The sequence below is a fragment of the Exiguobacterium abrahamii genome, assembly GCF_015645365.1.
Lineage (GTDB): Bacteria > Bacillota > Bacilli > Exiguobacteriales > Exiguobacteriaceae > Exiguobacterium_A > Exiguobacterium_A abrahamii.
Genome location: NZ_JADOYC010000001.1, coordinates 1,405,230 through 1,420,136 on the forward strand (window position 1 = coordinate 1,405,230; position 14,907 = coordinate 1,420,136).

Below are 14,907 nucleotides of genomic sequence, written 5' to 3' on the forward strand. Positions count from 1 at the left end.
CTCGTTTAGTCGATGATCGTATCCTTCCCTTCTGCGCGTAACCGCTGCAGCGATGCTTTCATCGTCTCAATCTCTTCATCTGTATGCCGCTCCCACGTTCCGAGTTCAGCAATGATCTTCACGGGTTCCGTCGAACGATACGACCGAGTCGGATTGCCTGGGAACCGCTTGTTCGTCAAGTTCGGATCATCCTCATACGCTCCGAGTGGCTCGACGAGGTAGATATGCTCCGGAGCGTCAGATTGCGCGAGCTCCGCGCCCCACTTCGCTGCATCAAGTGTTGCCGTGAAATAGGCGTGCTGGAGCGGTCGTTCACGAAAATTCGACGCGTGCCCTGGTTTCAATTCGTCACCGATTTGCAACGTGGCTTTTGTGCCATGGAAAAACGGACCTTCGACTGGTTTCATACGCTCGCCTCCTGACTGGATACATTCAGTATAGACAGTCGCTTCATTCAGGTGTAGTCTGTTTTAAAATGAAATTTCACGGTATACTTAGAGCAAAGAAAGATCTATTTGTCGTCAGATTGTAACTCGTTTTTTGTCTAGCCATCAGGCATGATGGGTATAGTCATTTTACATACCTATAGGAGGTCATCCGTTCAACGTGAAGTTCTTTAAAGCTTTAGCGAAAACCGAAGAGGCTGTCTGGATCCCAGAAGCCGAGTGGCAAACCGTTTGTGAGCAAGAAGGACTGACCGTGCCGCATCATCCGCAGGAACAATTCGTTGGTCTCGCGTACAACAATCAACGGCAAGTCGTTGAAGTCACGCGTAACGTGCGTCCCCCGGCACTCAGTTATTACGTCACGATCCTTGAACCACCCAATAGTCGATCCCTCATCTCAAAACGTTCATTTTTAACCGTGCTTCATGAACGAACGGAGCGCACGTCCCTCACCGAATACGGTACATTCTGTTTACTTGAAATCAACGTTCGGGAAGAAGGACTCGGCGAGCGTGGTCTGTTACTTGAGTCGTTGATTCATGACATCGAAAAAAAGTATACCCATTACGCGATTCGTGGTGATTATGCGAAGATCACCCTACAAGGACGCGTCTCAGATCACTGTTTTACGAAATATGGATTCCAGTTAACCGATTCCTATCTCACGCTCTCAAATGGGATTCCGTCCTGAACCGACCTGACTTGTTCAGGTCATTTTTTGTACAGTTCTTAGGCAATGATGGGAAGTGATGGGTTTGCGTTCAAACTAGTAGCACTACATATTTTTAATATGGTATGGTAAAAGTAATTCATCAGCAGTACATTCTACATTTAAGAGGTTCCCCCATGACAATAATGACAGAGACATATCCCATGACATGCTGGCAGACGATTTCGACGTATCATAATCAACAAATCAAGCGCGTCAATGCTTTTTTGAAACAATGGGATCTCTCCCATACGAACCTTGAAGTATTGCGTTGCCTACAGACGACCTCATGCACGAGCCAGAAGGAAATCGCTGAACGGATCCAGGTGACCGATGGCACGATTTCACACGGAATCAAACGTTTATTTGATCAGCAACTCATCACCCGCAAGCGCCAATGGAAGACGAACTATTTGCTCTTGACGGAAAAAGGAACAGCCATTCTGCAAGAAGTATTGCCTGCCTACGAACGTTTTCAACAGGAACAATTCGCCGCTTTGACGGCTCGACAACAGGAAGAATTAATCCGTTTCTTCGATAAGCTCAACCCTGCATGACAGAAGAGGAGGAAAAATCATGACCTTCACATTCGAATCTTCAATGCAACACTGGAACGCCATCCAGCGGATCCATTCTCGTTATTCGAAAGAAGTCAACGATGTATTGAAACCAAAAGGACTCTCGAAGTCCCAATTCGATTTATTGATGACCCTGTATCATCAAGAGAGTGCGACGCAAAAATCACTTGAACGCACGCTTGAACTTTCTAGCGGTGCCATTTCGCAAACGGTCAAGAAGTTGCTCGCGGAACACCTCGTCATCCGAAAACGAATCAACCGGGAAAAGCGGATTCTCTTGACGGAAGATGGTGCAGCGCTGATTCAAACGTCAGCTCCCGAGATCGAAGAGATTGATGATCGTTATTTCCGCGCCTTTACATCAAAGGACCACGAGACGTTCGACCAATTGCTCCATAAGATGCAAAGCGATCATTTTTAAATGCGCGTAATCGTTATAACAAAAGAGTCCTTCTCTCTTCTGAAAGCACAGTAGAGAGAAGGACTCTTTCATTGTTCAAATGGGAACGTATTCCTTTTATCTGAATCCGACAATAACGATTTATTTCGAGTCCACCATGCAATCAAGCTTGCCACTAATAAGATGCTTGCCCAGTAAATCAAGAAAGTATTGCTGTTAAAGAACTGACTGTTCATATAGGGCGAAGGTACCGACGTAATACTTGTTAAGTAACTTTCATCGATCGTTCCATTCTCCGCCCTAACTTGTTGTTTAACGAAAACTTGATACTGGCTGAATTGCTCGACTTGATAGAAGATGCCACACACAAGATAGATCATCGTACAGATCGATAAACCAATTAGGAATAAAAAACGTAACTGCGCTGCTCTCATCCATTGCACCACGAGACTGATTCCAAATGGAAAAATCAATAGGAGTAGCAGGAGCGGTATAAGCCCTAGATTACCATTGCCGCTGCTTGATTGCGGATACACTTGCGTCGAGCGACCCAAGGATACAAGAAGTCCACTAAAGATGCTCAATGCCACTACCAATCGGTCTACTCTTACGACTCTCATCTCACTACACTCCTCCTTTGAATAATGTTTATATTCCTTCCGTCTTCCCTCTTCATTATACAAAATCAAGACACTTAAAATTTCCTTTTTCAGGAATCAAGGGAACGGATTATTTTTCTTAACCTGATTTTTAACCATCATCCATTGCTGTACACAGTTGACATCGCTGATCTTTCAACTATGCAAAATCTTTACGAACGAGCTGATAAAAACATCCAAAAAGAACCTTGAAGCGTCGCAACACTTCAAGGTTCTTCTTCTTTCATGATCCCGTACTCGCAAATGCCTTCAGTCCGAACAACCAGAAACGATAAGCGATCAAACAGGCGATGATCGCGACGAGTGGTGTCGCAACAGCCATTACGCTGTAGCCTCTTCCGTCAAAGAAATACATCGCCGGATAAAAGGCAGTAAAGCCGAAGGGGATGATGTAAGTCAAGACGAACATCAACACCTTCGAGTAGATCGTCATCGGGTAACGGGCAAAATCACTCAAACTGAAAACTGCTGAGACGATCGGTAAACTGTCGACCATCCAAAACGAGAACGTCGCAAAAAACAGATTGATCGCGATATAGAGCAATCCGCTCGAAAAAACAAGTACGATCAGCATCAAGACATCACCAAAGCTCCAGATCATGTCGAGGTGATCGGAAGCAACATAGAGCACCCCACCACCAATCAACAGTTGGCCGAACCCGTCTTGTTGGACGCGCTCAGCGATGATTTGAAACAACGGATTGACGGGGCGCATCAACAACCGATCCAGATTCCCGGTCCGGATGTACTGCCAGCCGATTGTCCACAAGTTATCAAAGAAGATATGATGTAAGGCTCGTCCCAAAAAAGCGATTCCGTAAATGAATAGAATCTCGTAAAAGTCCCAGCCGTTTAGCGTCTCGATATGCTGAAAGACGACCGACAGGAAAAAGAGTGAGGCGAACTGTTGACCAAAGACCGACAAGACACCGATCAGGAAATCAATCCGGTATTCCATCATGACCTTAAAATGACTTTTGGCATATAGCCAGTAGAGTTTTATGTATCGTTTCATCCGCCGAACACCGTCACTTTCCGGATCGCGAGCGCGAACGTGATTCGCAAGATGACGAAGAATCCGATCAACCATCCGATTTGAATCAGTAACGCTTGCAGGATGCCGCTTGCGCCAATCTCTCCCGTATAGATCGCAACCGGGACGTAGACGAGTGAAGCGAACGGTAAGTACAGACTGATCGTCTGAAACCAGTCCGGGAACAGCGTCAACGGTACGATTGCACCGGACATGATCGTGATGACGGCGTCCTGTAAGACGGATAGTCCCCAAATGTTGACGGTATAGAAGGCAAAGATGCCGACGAGCAGATCAATCAATGTCGCGAGCAACACGGCACAAAGGACACTACCAACGAAGGCGATGCCAGCCAACCACGACTGTGGTCGATCCACGCCGATGAACAAGATCGAGACGAGGACGAGTGGCAGGATCGAGCGGAACAAGACCGAGACTTTTGAGCCGATGTCTTGGGCGAGTAGTTTATCGAGCAAGTGATACGGACGGAGCAACTCGATTGCGATTGCCCCTTGTTTGATCATTCGGGCGAGATCGCGTCCGGCACCCCCGCGGAACTGATCGATCATCGTCGCAAGCACAGCATACGTCAGCATCGTTGACAGCGAGATACCGGAAACATCGGTCTTATTATCATACACGGCTTGCCAGAAGAAATAGAGGATGAACAGACGCATCGTCACGCTAAACATGCTTGCCCAGTACCAGGCCGTGTAGGCGAGATCAACCTTGATTTGGGACCGCATCAACGCGGTATATTTGCTAATTCTCATGCACTGATCCCCGCTTGGTAGAGCTTGCGGATTAACGTCTCCATCTTCGGGACGGACACGGAGACGTCCCGAACGGCGTACAGCGAAACGATTTCCTTGATGACTTGACCGCTTGACAGTTCTCGGTCGTCAAAGGCGAGCTCGTACGTTAGCTCATCCGTCTCAAACAGGATCACACGATTGATCAACGCTGTCGGTAAAGCGAACGGCACCGGTTCTTCGAGCGTGATTCGAAGTGTCCGCTCGTGACTGAACGATGCCTTCAACTGATCGATCGTATCGTCATAGATGATTTTGCCGTCGTCGATGACGATCACCCGGTCACAGACTTCCTCGATGTCCTGCATGTCGTGCGTCGTCAAGATGACGGTCGTCCCCCAGCGATCACTCATCTCGCGGATGAAGTGACGGATCGTCTCCTTGATCTCGATATCAAGCCCGATCGTCGGTTCGTCGAGATAGACGACTTTTGGTCGATGCAGGAAGGCTGCGGCTAGTTCACAGCGCATCTTTTGTCCGAGCGACAGTTGTCGGACCGGTACGTCTAGGAGCGGTGCGAGATCGAGCTTCTCCCGAAACCACGCGAGTGTCTCGGCAAACTCGGACGTCGGTACTTGATAGATTTCCTTCAACAGCTCAAACGATTCTTGGACCGGAATGTCCCAGAACAGTTGTGTCCGCTGACCGAAGACGGCTCCAATTTGCGATGCGTTCTTGACGCGGTCGGCATGTGGATCAAGTCCGAATACCCGGACGTTCCCCGCGTCCGGACGCAAGACTCCAGCGAGCATCTTGATCGTCGTTGATTTCCCGGCACCGTTAAAACCAATATAGCCGACCCGTTCTCCTGGTGCGATCGTCAAATCAATCGCTTTGACCGCCTCTTTCGTCCGGTACGTCCGGTGAAACAACGCTTTGATCGCTCCGCGTAATCCCGGTTCCCGTTGTAGGATTTGATAGTGTTTCGTTAGTCCTGTTGCTTTGACGGCATATGGTTGCATATATTCTCCCCCTTTTTGTGCAAACGCTTTCCGAAAACGTAGTATACCAGAAAAATCCAAGATTCTTCCATCTCTTTTGAAAATTTTTCTCGATATTCTGACGCTGTCGCGTAATAATAGAAAAAAAGGAGTGGTCTGACCATGCTATTACGCCATATGACACATCGGCATCACATGAAATCAATCGTGACACGCGGTGGATTGTCACCGACATTCCAAATCGATGCACCAACAGGATGGATCGCCTTTGAAGTCGATCCTCCAAGCGTAGCGTATCAAACGCATTTTCATCAATTAAAAAATGATTGGCAGGATGGAGATGTCGTTACGCTCGAATTCGATGGGGAGCGGATGCAAGCAGCAGGCTTCGAGATTCTGCAATCAACAGAAGACGTCCGCAGTCACCAGGCAGAGAGATTAGGCGTATCGATCGAGGAAATCGGCTCGTATGCCTTCGTTCGCAATTTTGTCTCACTTGATTATCTAGTCGAGTCTTCGCGTGAGAAAATCTCAGAGTATTATTGACTTAGTTGAAGAAATCTCATCTTTTTTAAAAAATACGGAAATCAAGATATTTTCATACATCTTTAGGGTATGATTGGCTATATAGAATAAATATTCACTGAATGAAACATTTTTTTGCAGTTATTTTTCAGAACTCATTTCGAGAGGAACACGAACATGTGGAATACGCTGAACCATCTTATCCTCAACGTCGCTCTGACCTTTTTCTTCGTGCTCATCTCCCTGTTCTTTTTTAAGCGATTTCAGTTTCGAAACACGCTTGACAGCTGGCTGAAGAAAAATCTGTTAGTACTGATTCTTGCGACAGGTGCCGGCTACTGGGTCATCCATAATGCCATCACCTATGAGGGATTCCGTTTCGATTTGTCGATCACCTTAATCGTCATCGCTTTCATCTATGGAGGCATCAGTAGCGGCTTCATCACGACCCTCGTCTTCGCTTCCCTTCAAACGTTCGTTTTTGATTCCGCTCATGCCTATTGGCTGATCGGTACGTATCTGATCGTCAGCATCGTTGTCTTGTACTTACAAAATGAAGCACCGGATCGATTCATCTCGTTTCCAATCATCTTCACGATTGCACTCATTCTCTGTTTACCATACATTCAACATGTTCAACCGAATGACGTGACAGCGATGACGATCTTTCTCATCGGGAATGGTTGCGCCGGTCTCCTCTTGCACAGCATCTTGCATCAAGTCCGTTGGCACTTCAATCAAGTCCGGATGCATCGGCGTCTCGCCTTGACTGATACATTGACAGGGCTTGATAATCGACGTCGCCTAGAAGAGACCGTCCAACGGTACAAATCCCAACAGACAGACTTTTCAATCATGATCATCGATGTCGATCATTTCAAACAGGTCAATGATACTTACGGTCATGACCGCGGCGATCATATTTTACGGCAAATCAGCTCTTTGCTAGCATCATATTGTCCCCCAACTTGTGTGCTCGGACGATTCGGCGGTGAAGAGTTCATGATGCTGTTGCCGGAGCATTCGTTGCCGGAGACGCGTCGACTCGCGGAACAAATCTGTGAAGCCAGTGCCAAACGGACGTATGAGTTATCAGCGACGGAACCGCTGCAAGTGACATTATCGATTGGGGTGTCTCGCCAAACGCATCAACCGTCTGAGACCCATAATTTTCTGCAGACGATCCAGCAGGCAGACGCTGCCCTCTATCAAGCGAAGAAGAGTGGTCGGAATTGTGTCTTTCATCATGACCCGTTACGTTAAAGAAAAAAGTGCCCCCTCGCGTGACGTGGAGGAGGCACTGCTATCTGAAATGGAGGAACGAACGTGGAAATCACGCATGTCTTACGCTTTACCGATCGCGATGGCTTTCGACAGTGGTTGACGAACCACGCAGATCACGCGACCTTCTGCTGGGTGATTCTCAGTCGAAAACAAGCCGGAGAAGGTCTACTTTATCTCGATGCTGTCGAAGAGGCACTTTGCTTCGGCTGGATTGATGGCATTACAAAGAAGACCGAAGACGGTGAACTGGCGCAACGATTCACCCCGCGTCGAAAAAACAGCAACTGGACCGAACTGAACAAGGAACGGGTCCGTCGCTTAGAGCGCCTCGGCATGATGCAACCGTCCGGACGACAGGTTCTACCAGACATGCGCACTGATGCATTCGTCATCGATGACACGATCCAGACGCGTCTACAAGAAGACCCGATCGTCTATGAACAGTTTAATGACTTCCCGGAGCTCTATCGACGGATTCGGATTGATACGATTCAAAGTGTACGTAAGGATCCCGTTCTCTATGAAAAACGTCTGCAGACATTGATTGAAAAAACGAAACTAAATCAGATGTACGGTCAGTGGAATGACGGGGGTCGTCTTTTACTCGAAGATGTTCCGGAGACGGAATCAGAGGCTAGTCGGTCAGACCGCTAAGAAAATCTCTTCTAATGATTGACGTTCGATCTGCACCTCGTAGACTTTGACGTCTTGTTTCGCAAGCATGACGAGTAACTCTGGAATATCCTCTTCCGTTGATAAATCCAGCCGTGTACAATCATCGGTTTGCGACAAAAGTCGAGCGTATGCTGGCAGATGCGATGGCTCTAATCGTGGAACAGTCCGAATACGGATTTGAATCTCCTGACTCATTGCTTCTTGTAAGGACGCAACGGTTCCACAGCGGACGATTCTTCCCTCCGTCATGATGGCGACACGATCACACATCTTTTCGATCTCATTCAAGTTATGCGAGGTCAAGAAGATCGTTTTTCCGTCCGCTTTTAATGCAAGCAACAATCGCTGGATCTCGATCGCCGATTCTGGATCAAGACCGGACGTCGGTTCATCTAAAAAGAGTAATTCCGGATTTCCGGTGAGCGCTTGTGCGATGCTGATCTTTTTCTTCATCCCGAACGAAAAGCTCCCAATCTTTTGTCGCTCGGTCCCGCTTAATCCGACTTGTTGAAGCAATCGTCCAATTTCTCGCTTCGTGATGCGAACTCCTGATAATCCTGCCATGTAGTTAAGAAACGCACGTGCCGTCATATCATGATACAGATTCGATGTATCCGGCATGACCCCAATCCGTTGTTTGATGGCATCCAGTCGATCAGCGGGTTCACCGAGAAGTGCGACGGTTCCGCCTGTCGCTTGTGTGATTCCGGTCATAATCTGAATGAACGTCGATTTCCCAGCACCATTACGACCTAAAAAACCAAAGATTTCTCCTCGTTCAACCGTCAAATTCACCTCTCGTAAGACTTCCTTCGCACCGAACGATTTCTTCAATCCTATTACTTCAATCGCACTCATATTACAAATCCTTTCGCTTTAACGTGAGATAGGAGATCGTCAAAAACAATCCACTCCATAAAACAGGTAACAGTAATAACGTTCCAGACATGATGACAGCGTGATACGGCAAGATGTATTGAAACGGTATCAGATACCATTTATCCGAGAACGCTGACCAGAGACCGATGATCGGGACGATAATCCCAAGAAAAATACCGAGAAACATCGTCAAACCAGGTTTTGTAATCATCGTAGATAAAAAGATGTTGAAACTCGTGATATATAGGATGACGATCAGAATCGTCAGATAATCGATCCAGAACCATTGCTGCGCGTAGAACGAGACAATCAGGAAATTGATCGTAAGCGTCGCGCACCAGAATAACAATGATCCGAGAAACTTCTCCAAAACGATTCGCAGACGCGACGTCTTCGTGACCAGTAAACGAATCGTCCGCGTCTCGATTTCACGATTGATGATGTCATGTGATAACGCAGCCACGAACAGAAAACCGAAGAACAGGATGAAGAACTTAATGCTTGAAGTATAGGCAGACGGTTGATTAACACCAGCAAGCAGTTCCGGATGCCTCGTCAAATACGATGCTGTGAAGACGGACGTGATCGTCAGAAAAAGAATCAATAGAATCGCTTTGATGCTTTTGAAGCTGCTCGTGAATTCTTGTTTTACGATTGGAAACATGACAGACTCCTTCGGACATATTTTTGATTAACGCAAGCGTTCTTTTACTTTCGTAACAAGGACACCGAGTCCATATAAGGTAACGGCTGTTAAGAGCATCGTAATGATGGTTTCCATGTGAATTCTCCTTTACGCGAATGACGTGTTATCTTACTCTACGCTACTCTTTGAAGAAAGTTTCCTTATTTTTCAATTTCCAACATTCTCCTCATGGTACAGTAAAAGAAAAAAGGAGACGGCAAATGAAACGTTATACGATCACCTGTCAGCAACAATCCGTTCATATTACGGAATGGGGAAACGAACAGCTTCCGACGATCGTCTGCTTCCATGGACTCGGCAGTACGAGTCTCAGCTTCATCGAAATCGCTGAAGCGCTCGCGGACGAATTCCGTCTGATTGCGATGGATTTACCCGGTCACGGCAAAACACCAGCTTTCTCAGATCCCCTACACTATCGCATGAAACCCTTTACGGACTGGATCGACGAAGTCTTACACATCCTTGATGTCAAGCGGTTCTATGCCTTGTCGCACTCGTGGGGAAGTGTTCTCTCGCTCTATTATTTGATTGAACATGCAGACCGTGTGCTTGGCACGATCCTAATTGACGGCGGCTATCACAGTAAACGGCTCTACGGTCGTTCCGTAGAGGAAGAAGTCGCCTTTTATGAACAAGATTTCGAGGATTCCGTTTCAACATGGGACGAATTTTTGGACATTGTCGTTTATGCCCCAAACGCCCGTCGCTCCCCCTCCCTTGATCAAGCCGGAGTCGATCTTCTTCGGATGGAGGAAGGACGATTCCACTGGCATGCGCGAGGAGCGACGGCTGCTGCGATCGTACGCGCGCTTCACCACGAGGATGTTCTTGATTTCCTCCCGGACGTTCCACCAGCGGACATTCAGTTGTACGTTGCTACGTTACCGGCGGATCAAGCATCGATCCGTCAGCAGGCGACGAACCGATTACATGAGATGACGCAAGCGACGGTCCACTTCGTCCCGGAGACAGGACATCTATTACACTGGGATCGCCCTGACGTCATCATCGAAGCGATTCGTCATTACTGGACGTCCGGAAAAAGATTGTCTTCCATTTGAAAAATGGTTTATTATGGAATTAGAGTAAAAAGGAGGGGTTCATATGTTAAAACGGTTAACGTTCGTTTGTGTGACCTTATGCGTCGCGATCGTCGCTACCCTTGTCGCTGCACGCCACTCAACTGGAAACACCATTTCGTTTGAAGAGCCGTTATCGGTTTACCTCGCGATTGGACTAATCATCTTCTTATTCTTACCACCGCTCGTCCTATCATTTTTCGAACATCCTGTCCTGAAGATCATCAATGTCGTCTATCAATCCTTAATCGTCTTCAGTTTCGTCGGACTGATTCCCGTCGGCTTCTTGATTCCGAACGGATCCTCGACGATCATCGTCGCTGTCCTTGGAACGGTCGCAAGTCTTGCTAGTGTCATCGTGACAGTGCGAAGTCACTCGATGTTCACTAACTATTCTTCTGACGTACGTTAATCTATCTTTCAAACTGCTTCCGCCATCATGGTGGAAGTAGTTTTTATTTTTATGTATAAATTTATTTATCGATAAGCTCATTTTTATTAATTTGTTTTTTGATTCAAGCGGGCGTATTCTAATCACGTAGCCAATCGGCAAACGAAAAAGGAGGAACACATCATGAGTAAACACGTCTTAATGGTCGTCACGAACGCGAAAGAAATGAAGGAAGGTCACGCAACAGGACTTTGGTTGTCTGAGTTCGCGGAAGCTTACATCGAATTCAAAAACGCAGGATATACAGTAACGGTCGCAAGTCCGAACGGCGGCGAATCACCAATCGACGCACGGAGCCTTGAAGATGAAGTCCCAGCTGAGATCCAAGCGACAGCTCCACTCTTGAAAGAGACACTTGATTTGAAAGCAATCCAGGATTTCTCAGCATTCGATGCAATCTTCATGCCAGGTGGACACGGTACGATGTTCGACTTGCCACAAAGTGATGCCTTGAACAACGCCCTTCGGACATTGTTTGAAGCGAACAAGACGGTCGCTGCGGTCTGCCACGGACCCGCTGGACTCGTCAGTGCGACACTCTCAGACGGAATACCACTCGTCGCTGGAAAGACGATCGCAACGTTCACGGATGAAGAAGAACGCGCGACAGGCCTTGACGTCTACATGCCATTCTTGCTTGAGACACGTCTTCGTGAACTTGGTGCGAACATCATCACGGCTGACAACTTCACGGAAAACGTCCAAGTCGACGGAAACCTTGTCACGGGTCAAAATCCACAATCTACGATTGCGGTCGCAAAAGCCGTCATCAATACACTTAACTAATCGAAACAAGGGATCCTTTGGATGAAGGATCTCTTTTCATAGGAGGTTCTATCGATGATTCAACTGATTGCCCGGATTGAAGCGCATCCGAATCAAGGCGAACAGCTCGCTTCTATCATCGAAGGTGTGATCGCCCCTTCGCGTGCCGAGGCAGGCTGCCTGACGTATCAGACACATCGCGCTATCGATGCTCCGAACGTCTTCTACTTTTATGAACAATGGCGTGATCAAGACGCCTTCGATCAGCATGTCGCCTCACCGCACTATCAAGCTTATCGAGCAGACAGTGTCCATCTCGTCGCTGATCGTGCATTGACGTTCTTAAATGACGTATCGAAGTAATGTATATTTCATACAAAAAAGTCCAATCCTCAAGCATTTGCTTGTGGATTGGACTTTTTTTCATACAATTCAACCTAACGCCTTAATCACCTGTTGCAAAACCGGATCATGACGCGAGTCCGTTCGATAGGCGACGTATAACTGATTCGTCGCGAATCGTTCCGGTGCAATCCGTTGTACCCGTCCAGCACTGACCGCTGTCTCGACGAGATAATCAGGCAGGACGCTGATCCCGTGTCCTGCTTCGATCGCTTTTAGTATCGCATCAACGTTCGGTAAGATCATTTCCGGACGAATGCCAGGTCGTTCTCCGAACTGCGTCTGATAGTACCGACGAATGATCGGCAGCTCGAGTCCGTAACTGATCCAGCGCTGACGGTCCATCCATTCCTTTAGATCCGCTTCCGGAACTTCGTAGTCAGTCGGAGCGATCAAATGAAAGCGTTCGTCAGCAATCGGGACGTACTGGACGCCCGGCTCATCGATCCGCTTCGTTGCGATGATGAAGTCGAGCTCATTCGTAAGCAAGCGTTGCAACAAGGGAACCGTCAAATCAAAGACTACCGTGAACTGTGCGACGTCGAGCGGTAGCTTCGGTACGATCCCATGCGTGACGAATTCCGTCGGTCCCCCGAACTTCAAGACCGGACGAGGTTGCTCCCCTGCTTCGTACTTCATCTCAAGCGATAACTCCTCGAGCCGATCAATCAATCCGACGACTTGTGTATAGAGGGCTGTTCCCGCGTCCGTCGGAATCATTTGCCGTGGCGCACGGATGAACAAGGATGTCTCCAGTTCTGCTTCTAGTGCCGCGATATGCTGGCTGACCGCCGGTTGCGTCAAAAAACGAATTCTTGCCGCTGCCGAGACGGAACGCTGTTGGTAAACGTGAATGAAACTGCGATACCATTCAAAATCAATCATATGGTTTCTCCTTTTGCTAGGTCTTCTTAAAAAGTATAGATTCATTCAATCCATAAGACAAATAACGAATAATTTAGTAAGTCATAAATTTATTTATCGGACAATATAAGACGATTTCCGTAGTATTTCGTGAATTGTTGAACGCCAAGACAGACAAGTAGGATCAGTGGAAAGAACTGCAACGGGAATAGAAAGAGAAGAAGCGTAGCGGTCACGAGTGGCTGACGCAAGACGACAGTACAACTTGCCGTGACGACAAGTGTCACGATCAATCCAGGCATGAACGGACTTAATTGGCTGAGACAGAATGCCATGACAGTGCTCGAAAAAATTAACGGGAATATCTTTCCGCCTTTCCAACCGCAGGAAAAACAAAGATGCGTCAATCCCACCTTTCCAATCGCAAGCAACAATAAGGCGCCGATTGCCCAGGAGGATCCTTCTTTCGTAAAATCGAAGATGTCATGTTCACCAGAAAACAATAAGTAAGGGGAAATCATGGATGCAAGACCAATCGCGATTCCCGCGATAAGTGCTAAAAGGATTGGATTTCCGACGCGGGAAACCATCCAGTTCGTCACTCGCTCCGTCCATAGGAAGAAGAGTCCGAACGCAATCCCGAGGAGAATCGCCGGAAGGATGAACCAGATGACGGTCGCATTCCACGTAATCGGTGGTATCTTGATTGCGAACACGCGGTCATGGGGTACGAGGTGCATGATGAAACGAAAACAGGCAAAAGCGACGAGCGTACAAATGCCGTAATAAAAGATGCGTTGTATCTTTTGCCAGCGTGACGTTGCTTGCTGCATCGGTTCCTCCTCGATGGCTTCAGAGACACTGACAAACGGGGCATGAAAAATCGTCGCTAGCATCGCGGCGTATCCCGTCTGCAAGAAACTTTGCCGCTCCGGCTCCGTCAACCTTAGCCGGTCACCGATCCACGTCACCATTCCTCCTAAGATGCTGATCAACGCAGCTTCCGGTCCTAAACTCGCTCCACACGTCAGCACGATCCATGCAGCAACTGCGTTTTTCCAAAGGGCACCGCGATAAGGCACACGACCTTCTTGCTTGAAGTTAGCGAGCGTCTCATGCATCGTCTTCGGGTAATCGCCCACTGACTTTTGAATCAGACCCACACCAATACCGCCGAGTAGACCGACACCGAGTCCATAGAAAGATACATCGAGTACAGACGGTAACCACTCCCACGCAAAATGAATCGATGCGTTGATGCCACTTAAAAACAAGGCAGCCGTCAATCCGACGATTGCTCCGAGGATCAGACAATGCAAGAAGTGCGCCAGATGCGGTTTCATTTCTGCTCCTCCTTCTTCTTCTTGTCCCGGTGATATTGTTTTAATGCCATATTGAAGTTCACGATGACGGCACTGAGAACTCCGACGCCAAGCATGACGTACACGATCGAAAACAATTTACCGAACGCTGTCTGTGGGACGAGATCCCCGTATCCGACCGTCGCGAGTGTCATGACGGAGAAATAAAAAGCATCTAGAATACTGAACTCTTCGACATTGTGATAGAAGACCGTCCCAATCAAGAAAAGTGCGCCGACCATGATCATCAATGCCTTTTGTTCTTCTTGCTTGAATAAGATACGGATGACATGAAAAAAATTTCGGATCAAGATAAAGAACGCTAGCATGCTCTTTCC

General features: G+C 47.6%; 20 protein-coding genes. 10 read left to right on the plus strand and 10 right to left on the minus strand.

The features are described from left to right. Positions 1-5: 5 nt before the first annotated feature. Entirely contained in the window at positions 6-407 is a 402-nt protein-coding gene (gene arr / locus ITJ88_RS07305) for an NAD(+)--rifampin ADP-ribosyltransferase (RefSeq protein WP_195865151.1), read from the minus strand. A gap of 199 nt (positions 408-606) precedes the next feature. Here arr and ITJ88_RS07310 point away from each other — a divergent pair, with 199 nt between their 5' ends. From ITJ88_RS07310 to ITJ88_RS07320, 3 genes are all read left to right on the plus strand, one after another. Continuing rightward, complete coding sequence (locus ITJ88_RS07310; RefSeq protein WP_195865152.1) at positions 607-1,137, plus strand: hypothetical protein; 531 nt, start codon at positions 607-609, stop codon at positions 1,135-1,137. 155 nt (positions 1,138-1,292) lie between these two features. Then, positions 1,293-1,712: a MarR family winged helix-turn-helix transcriptional regulator gene (locus ITJ88_RS07315; protein ID WP_195865153.1), complete on the plus strand. Its 420-nt coding sequence runs from the start codon at positions 1,293-1,295 to the stop codon at positions 1,710-1,712. A 19-nt stretch (positions 1,713-1,731) separates the two neighbouring features. Continuing rightward, positions 1,732-2,154, plus strand: coding sequence for a MarR family winged helix-turn-helix transcriptional regulator (locus ITJ88_RS07320; protein WP_023468160.1), 423 nt, complete (start codon positions 1,732-1,734; stop codon positions 2,152-2,154). 68 nt (positions 2,155-2,222) lie between these two features. Here the strand turns inward: ITJ88_RS07320 and ITJ88_RS07325 are convergent, their stop codons facing one another. From ITJ88_RS07325 to ITJ88_RS07340, 4 genes are all read right to left on the minus strand, one after another. Next, entirely contained in the window at positions 2,223-2,753 is a 531-nt protein-coding gene (locus ITJ88_RS07325) for a hypothetical protein (protein ID WP_195865154.1), read from the minus strand. Positions 2,754-3,015: 262 nt separating this feature from the next. Beyond that, a complete protein-coding gene (locus tag ITJ88_RS07330; RefSeq protein WP_195865155.1) occupies positions 3,016-3,807 on the minus strand; it encodes an ABC transporter permease in 792 nt (263 codons plus the stop codon). Continuing rightward, positions 3,804-4,598, minus strand: coding sequence for an ABC transporter permease (locus tag ITJ88_RS07335; RefSeq protein ID WP_195865156.1), 795 nt, complete (start codon positions 4,596-4,598; stop codon positions 3,804-3,806). The genes ITJ88_RS07330 and ITJ88_RS07335 overlap by 4 nt, the downstream gene beginning before the upstream one ends. After that, complete coding sequence (locus tag ITJ88_RS07340; protein ID WP_195865157.1) at positions 4,595-5,599, minus strand: ABC transporter ATP-binding protein; 1,005 nt, start codon at positions 5,597-5,599, stop codon at positions 4,595-4,597. The genes ITJ88_RS07335 and ITJ88_RS07340 overlap by 4 nt, the downstream gene beginning before the upstream one ends. 141 nt (positions 5,600-5,740) lie before the next feature. Between ITJ88_RS07340 and ITJ88_RS07345 the strand changes: the two genes are divergently transcribed. The 3 genes from ITJ88_RS07345 to ITJ88_RS07355 all read left to right on the plus strand — a co-directional run bounded on the left by ITJ88_RS07345 (position 5,741) and on the right by ITJ88_RS07355 (position 8,041). After that, positions 5,741-6,124 carry a hypothetical protein gene (locus ITJ88_RS07345; protein ID WP_195865158.1) on the plus strand — a complete coding sequence of 128 codons (384 nt, stop codon included), beginning with the start codon at positions 5,741-5,743 and terminating at the stop codon, positions 6,122-6,124. Between the two features lie 156 nt (positions 6,125-6,280). Further along, positions 6,281-7,366, plus strand: a complete 1,086-nt coding sequence (locus ITJ88_RS07350; RefSeq protein WP_195865159.1) for a diguanylate cyclase — start codon at positions 6,281-6,283, stop codon at positions 7,364-7,366. 63 nt (positions 7,367-7,429) lie between these two features. After that, positions 7,430-8,041 (plus strand): YdeI/OmpD-associated family protein, encoded by a 612-nt coding sequence (locus ITJ88_RS07355; RefSeq protein ID WP_195865160.1) that lies wholly within the window; start codon positions 7,430-7,432, stop codon positions 8,039-8,041. Here ITJ88_RS07355 and ITJ88_RS07360 read toward each other — a convergent pair. Then, a complete protein-coding gene (locus ITJ88_RS07360) occupies positions 8,030-8,920 on the minus strand; it encodes an ABC transporter ATP-binding protein (protein ID WP_195865161.1) in 891 nt (296 codons plus the stop codon). The two genes, ITJ88_RS07355 and ITJ88_RS07360, sit on opposite strands and share 12 nt — an antisense overlap. Position 8,921: 1 nt before the next feature. Further along, on the minus strand, positions 8,922-9,605 hold the full coding sequence (locus ITJ88_RS07365; protein ID WP_195865162.1) for an ABC transporter permease: 684 nt from the start codon (positions 9,603-9,605) through the stop codon (positions 8,922-8,924). Between the two features lie 242 nt (positions 9,606-9,847). Between ITJ88_RS07365 and ITJ88_RS07370 the strand changes: the two genes are divergently transcribed. The 4 genes from ITJ88_RS07370 to ITJ88_RS07385 all read left to right on the plus strand — a co-directional run bounded on the left by ITJ88_RS07370 (position 9,848) and on the right by ITJ88_RS07385 (position 12,305). Continuing rightward, complete coding sequence (locus ITJ88_RS07370) at positions 9,848-10,708, plus strand: alpha/beta fold hydrolase (protein ID WP_195865163.1); 861 nt, start codon at positions 9,848-9,850, stop codon at positions 10,706-10,708. 43 nt (positions 10,709-10,751) lie between these two features. Beyond that, positions 10,752-11,138 (plus strand): hypothetical protein, encoded by a 387-nt coding sequence (locus ITJ88_RS07375; protein ID WP_195865164.1) that lies wholly within the window; start codon positions 10,752-10,754, stop codon positions 11,136-11,138. Positions 11,139-11,300: 162 nt separating this feature from the next. Continuing rightward, the gene (locus ITJ88_RS07380) at positions 11,301-11,963 is read left to right on the plus strand and encodes a type 1 glutamine amidotransferase domain-containing protein (RefSeq protein ID WP_195865165.1); all 663 of its coding nucleotides are present in this window, start codon (positions 11,301-11,303) and stop codon (positions 11,961-11,963) included. 54 nt (positions 11,964-12,017) lie between these two features. Next, positions 12,018-12,305, plus strand: a complete 288-nt coding sequence (locus tag ITJ88_RS07385; RefSeq protein WP_195865166.1) for a putative quinol monooxygenase — start codon at positions 12,018-12,020, stop codon at positions 12,303-12,305. Positions 12,306-12,374: 69 nt separating this feature from the next. On the opposite strand, the gene ITJ88_RS07390 is transcribed toward ITJ88_RS07385, so the two are convergent. The 3 genes from ITJ88_RS07390 to ITJ88_RS07400 all read right to left on the minus strand — a co-directional run bounded on the left by ITJ88_RS07390 (position 12,375) and on the right by ITJ88_RS07400 (position 14,898). Continuing rightward, positions 12,375-13,229 carry a LysR family transcriptional regulator gene (locus ITJ88_RS07390; RefSeq protein WP_195865167.1) on the minus strand — a complete coding sequence of 285 codons (855 nt, stop codon included), beginning with the start codon at positions 13,227-13,229 and terminating at the stop codon, positions 12,375-12,377. An 89-nt stretch (positions 13,230-13,318) separates the two neighbouring features. Continuing rightward, positions 13,319-14,551 (minus strand): chloride channel protein, encoded by a 1,233-nt coding sequence (locus ITJ88_RS07395; RefSeq protein ID WP_195865168.1) that lies wholly within the window; start codon positions 14,549-14,551, stop codon positions 13,319-13,321. Continuing rightward, a complete protein-coding gene (locus ITJ88_RS07400) occupies positions 14,548-14,898 on the minus strand; it encodes a potassium channel family protein (protein ID WP_195865169.1) in 351 nt (116 codons plus the stop codon). Before ITJ88_RS07400 ends, ITJ88_RS07395 begins: the two co-directional genes overlap by 4 nt. Between the last annotated feature and the right edge of the window lie 9 nt (positions 14,899-14,907).

Excerpts from the sequence above, each read along its gene's own strand:
- ITJ88_RS07380 (WP_195865165.1), top strand. The coding sequence starts at position 11,301 with ATGAGTAAACACGTCTTAATGGTCGTCACGAACGCGAAAGAAATGAAG.
- ITJ88_RS07395 (WP_195865168.1), bottom strand. The coding sequence starts at position 14,551 with ATGAAACCGCATCTGGCGCACTTCTTGCATTGTCTGATCCTCGGAGCA.
- ITJ88_RS07335 (WP_195865156.1), bottom strand. The coding sequence starts at position 4,598 with ATGAGAATTAGCAAATATACCGCGTTGATGCGGTCCCAAATCAAGGTT.
- ITJ88_RS07365 (WP_195865162.1), bottom strand. The coding sequence starts at position 9,605 with ATGTTTCCAATCGTAAAACAAGAATTCACGAGCAGCTTCAAAAGCATC.
- ITJ88_RS07350 (WP_195865159.1), top strand. The coding sequence starts at position 6,281 with ATGTGGAATACGCTGAACCATCTTATCCTCAACGTCGCTCTGACCTTT.
- ITJ88_RS07370 (WP_195865163.1), top strand. The coding sequence starts at position 9,848 with ATGAAACGTTATACGATCACCTGTCAGCAACAATCCGTTCATATTACG.
- ITJ88_RS07390 (WP_195865167.1), bottom strand. The coding sequence starts at position 13,229 with ATGATTGATTTTGAATGGTATCGCAGTTTCATTCACGTTTACCAACAG.
- ITJ88_RS07340 (WP_195865157.1), bottom strand. The coding sequence starts at position 5,599 with ATGCAACCATATGCCGTCAAAGCAACAGGACTAACGAAACACTATCAA.
- ITJ88_RS07400 (WP_195865169.1), bottom strand. The coding sequence starts at position 14,898 with ATGCTAGCGTTCTTTATCTTGATCCGAAATTTTTTTCATGTCATCCGT.
- ITJ88_RS07345 (WP_195865158.1), top strand. The coding sequence starts at position 5,741 with ATGCTATTACGCCATATGACACATCGGCATCACATGAAATCAATCGTG.
- ITJ88_RS07320 (WP_023468160.1), top strand. The coding sequence starts at position 1,732 with ATGACCTTCACATTCGAATCTTCAATGCAACACTGGAACGCCATCCAG.
- ITJ88_RS07385 (WP_195865166.1), top strand. The coding sequence starts at position 12,018 with ATGATTCAACTGATTGCCCGGATTGAAGCGCATCCGAATCAAGGCGAA.
- ITJ88_RS07360 (WP_195865161.1), bottom strand. The coding sequence starts at position 8,920 with ATGAGTGCGATTGAAGTAATAGGATTGAAGAAATCGTTCGGTGCGAAG.
- ITJ88_RS07375 (WP_195865164.1), top strand. The coding sequence starts at position 10,752 with ATGTTAAAACGGTTAACGTTCGTTTGTGTGACCTTATGCGTCGCGATC.
- arr (WP_195865151.1), bottom strand. The coding sequence starts at position 407 with ATGAAACCAGTCGAAGGTCCGTTTTTCCATGGCACAAAAGCCACGTTG.
- ITJ88_RS07330 (WP_195865155.1), bottom strand. The coding sequence starts at position 3,807 with ATGAAACGATACATAAAACTCTACTGGCTATATGCCAAAAGTCATTTT.
- ITJ88_RS07325 (WP_195865154.1), bottom strand. The coding sequence starts at position 2,753 with ATGAGAGTCGTAAGAGTAGACCGATTGGTAGTGGCATTGAGCATCTTT.
- ITJ88_RS07315 (WP_195865153.1), top strand. The coding sequence starts at position 1,293 with ATGACAATAATGACAGAGACATATCCCATGACATGCTGGCAGACGATT.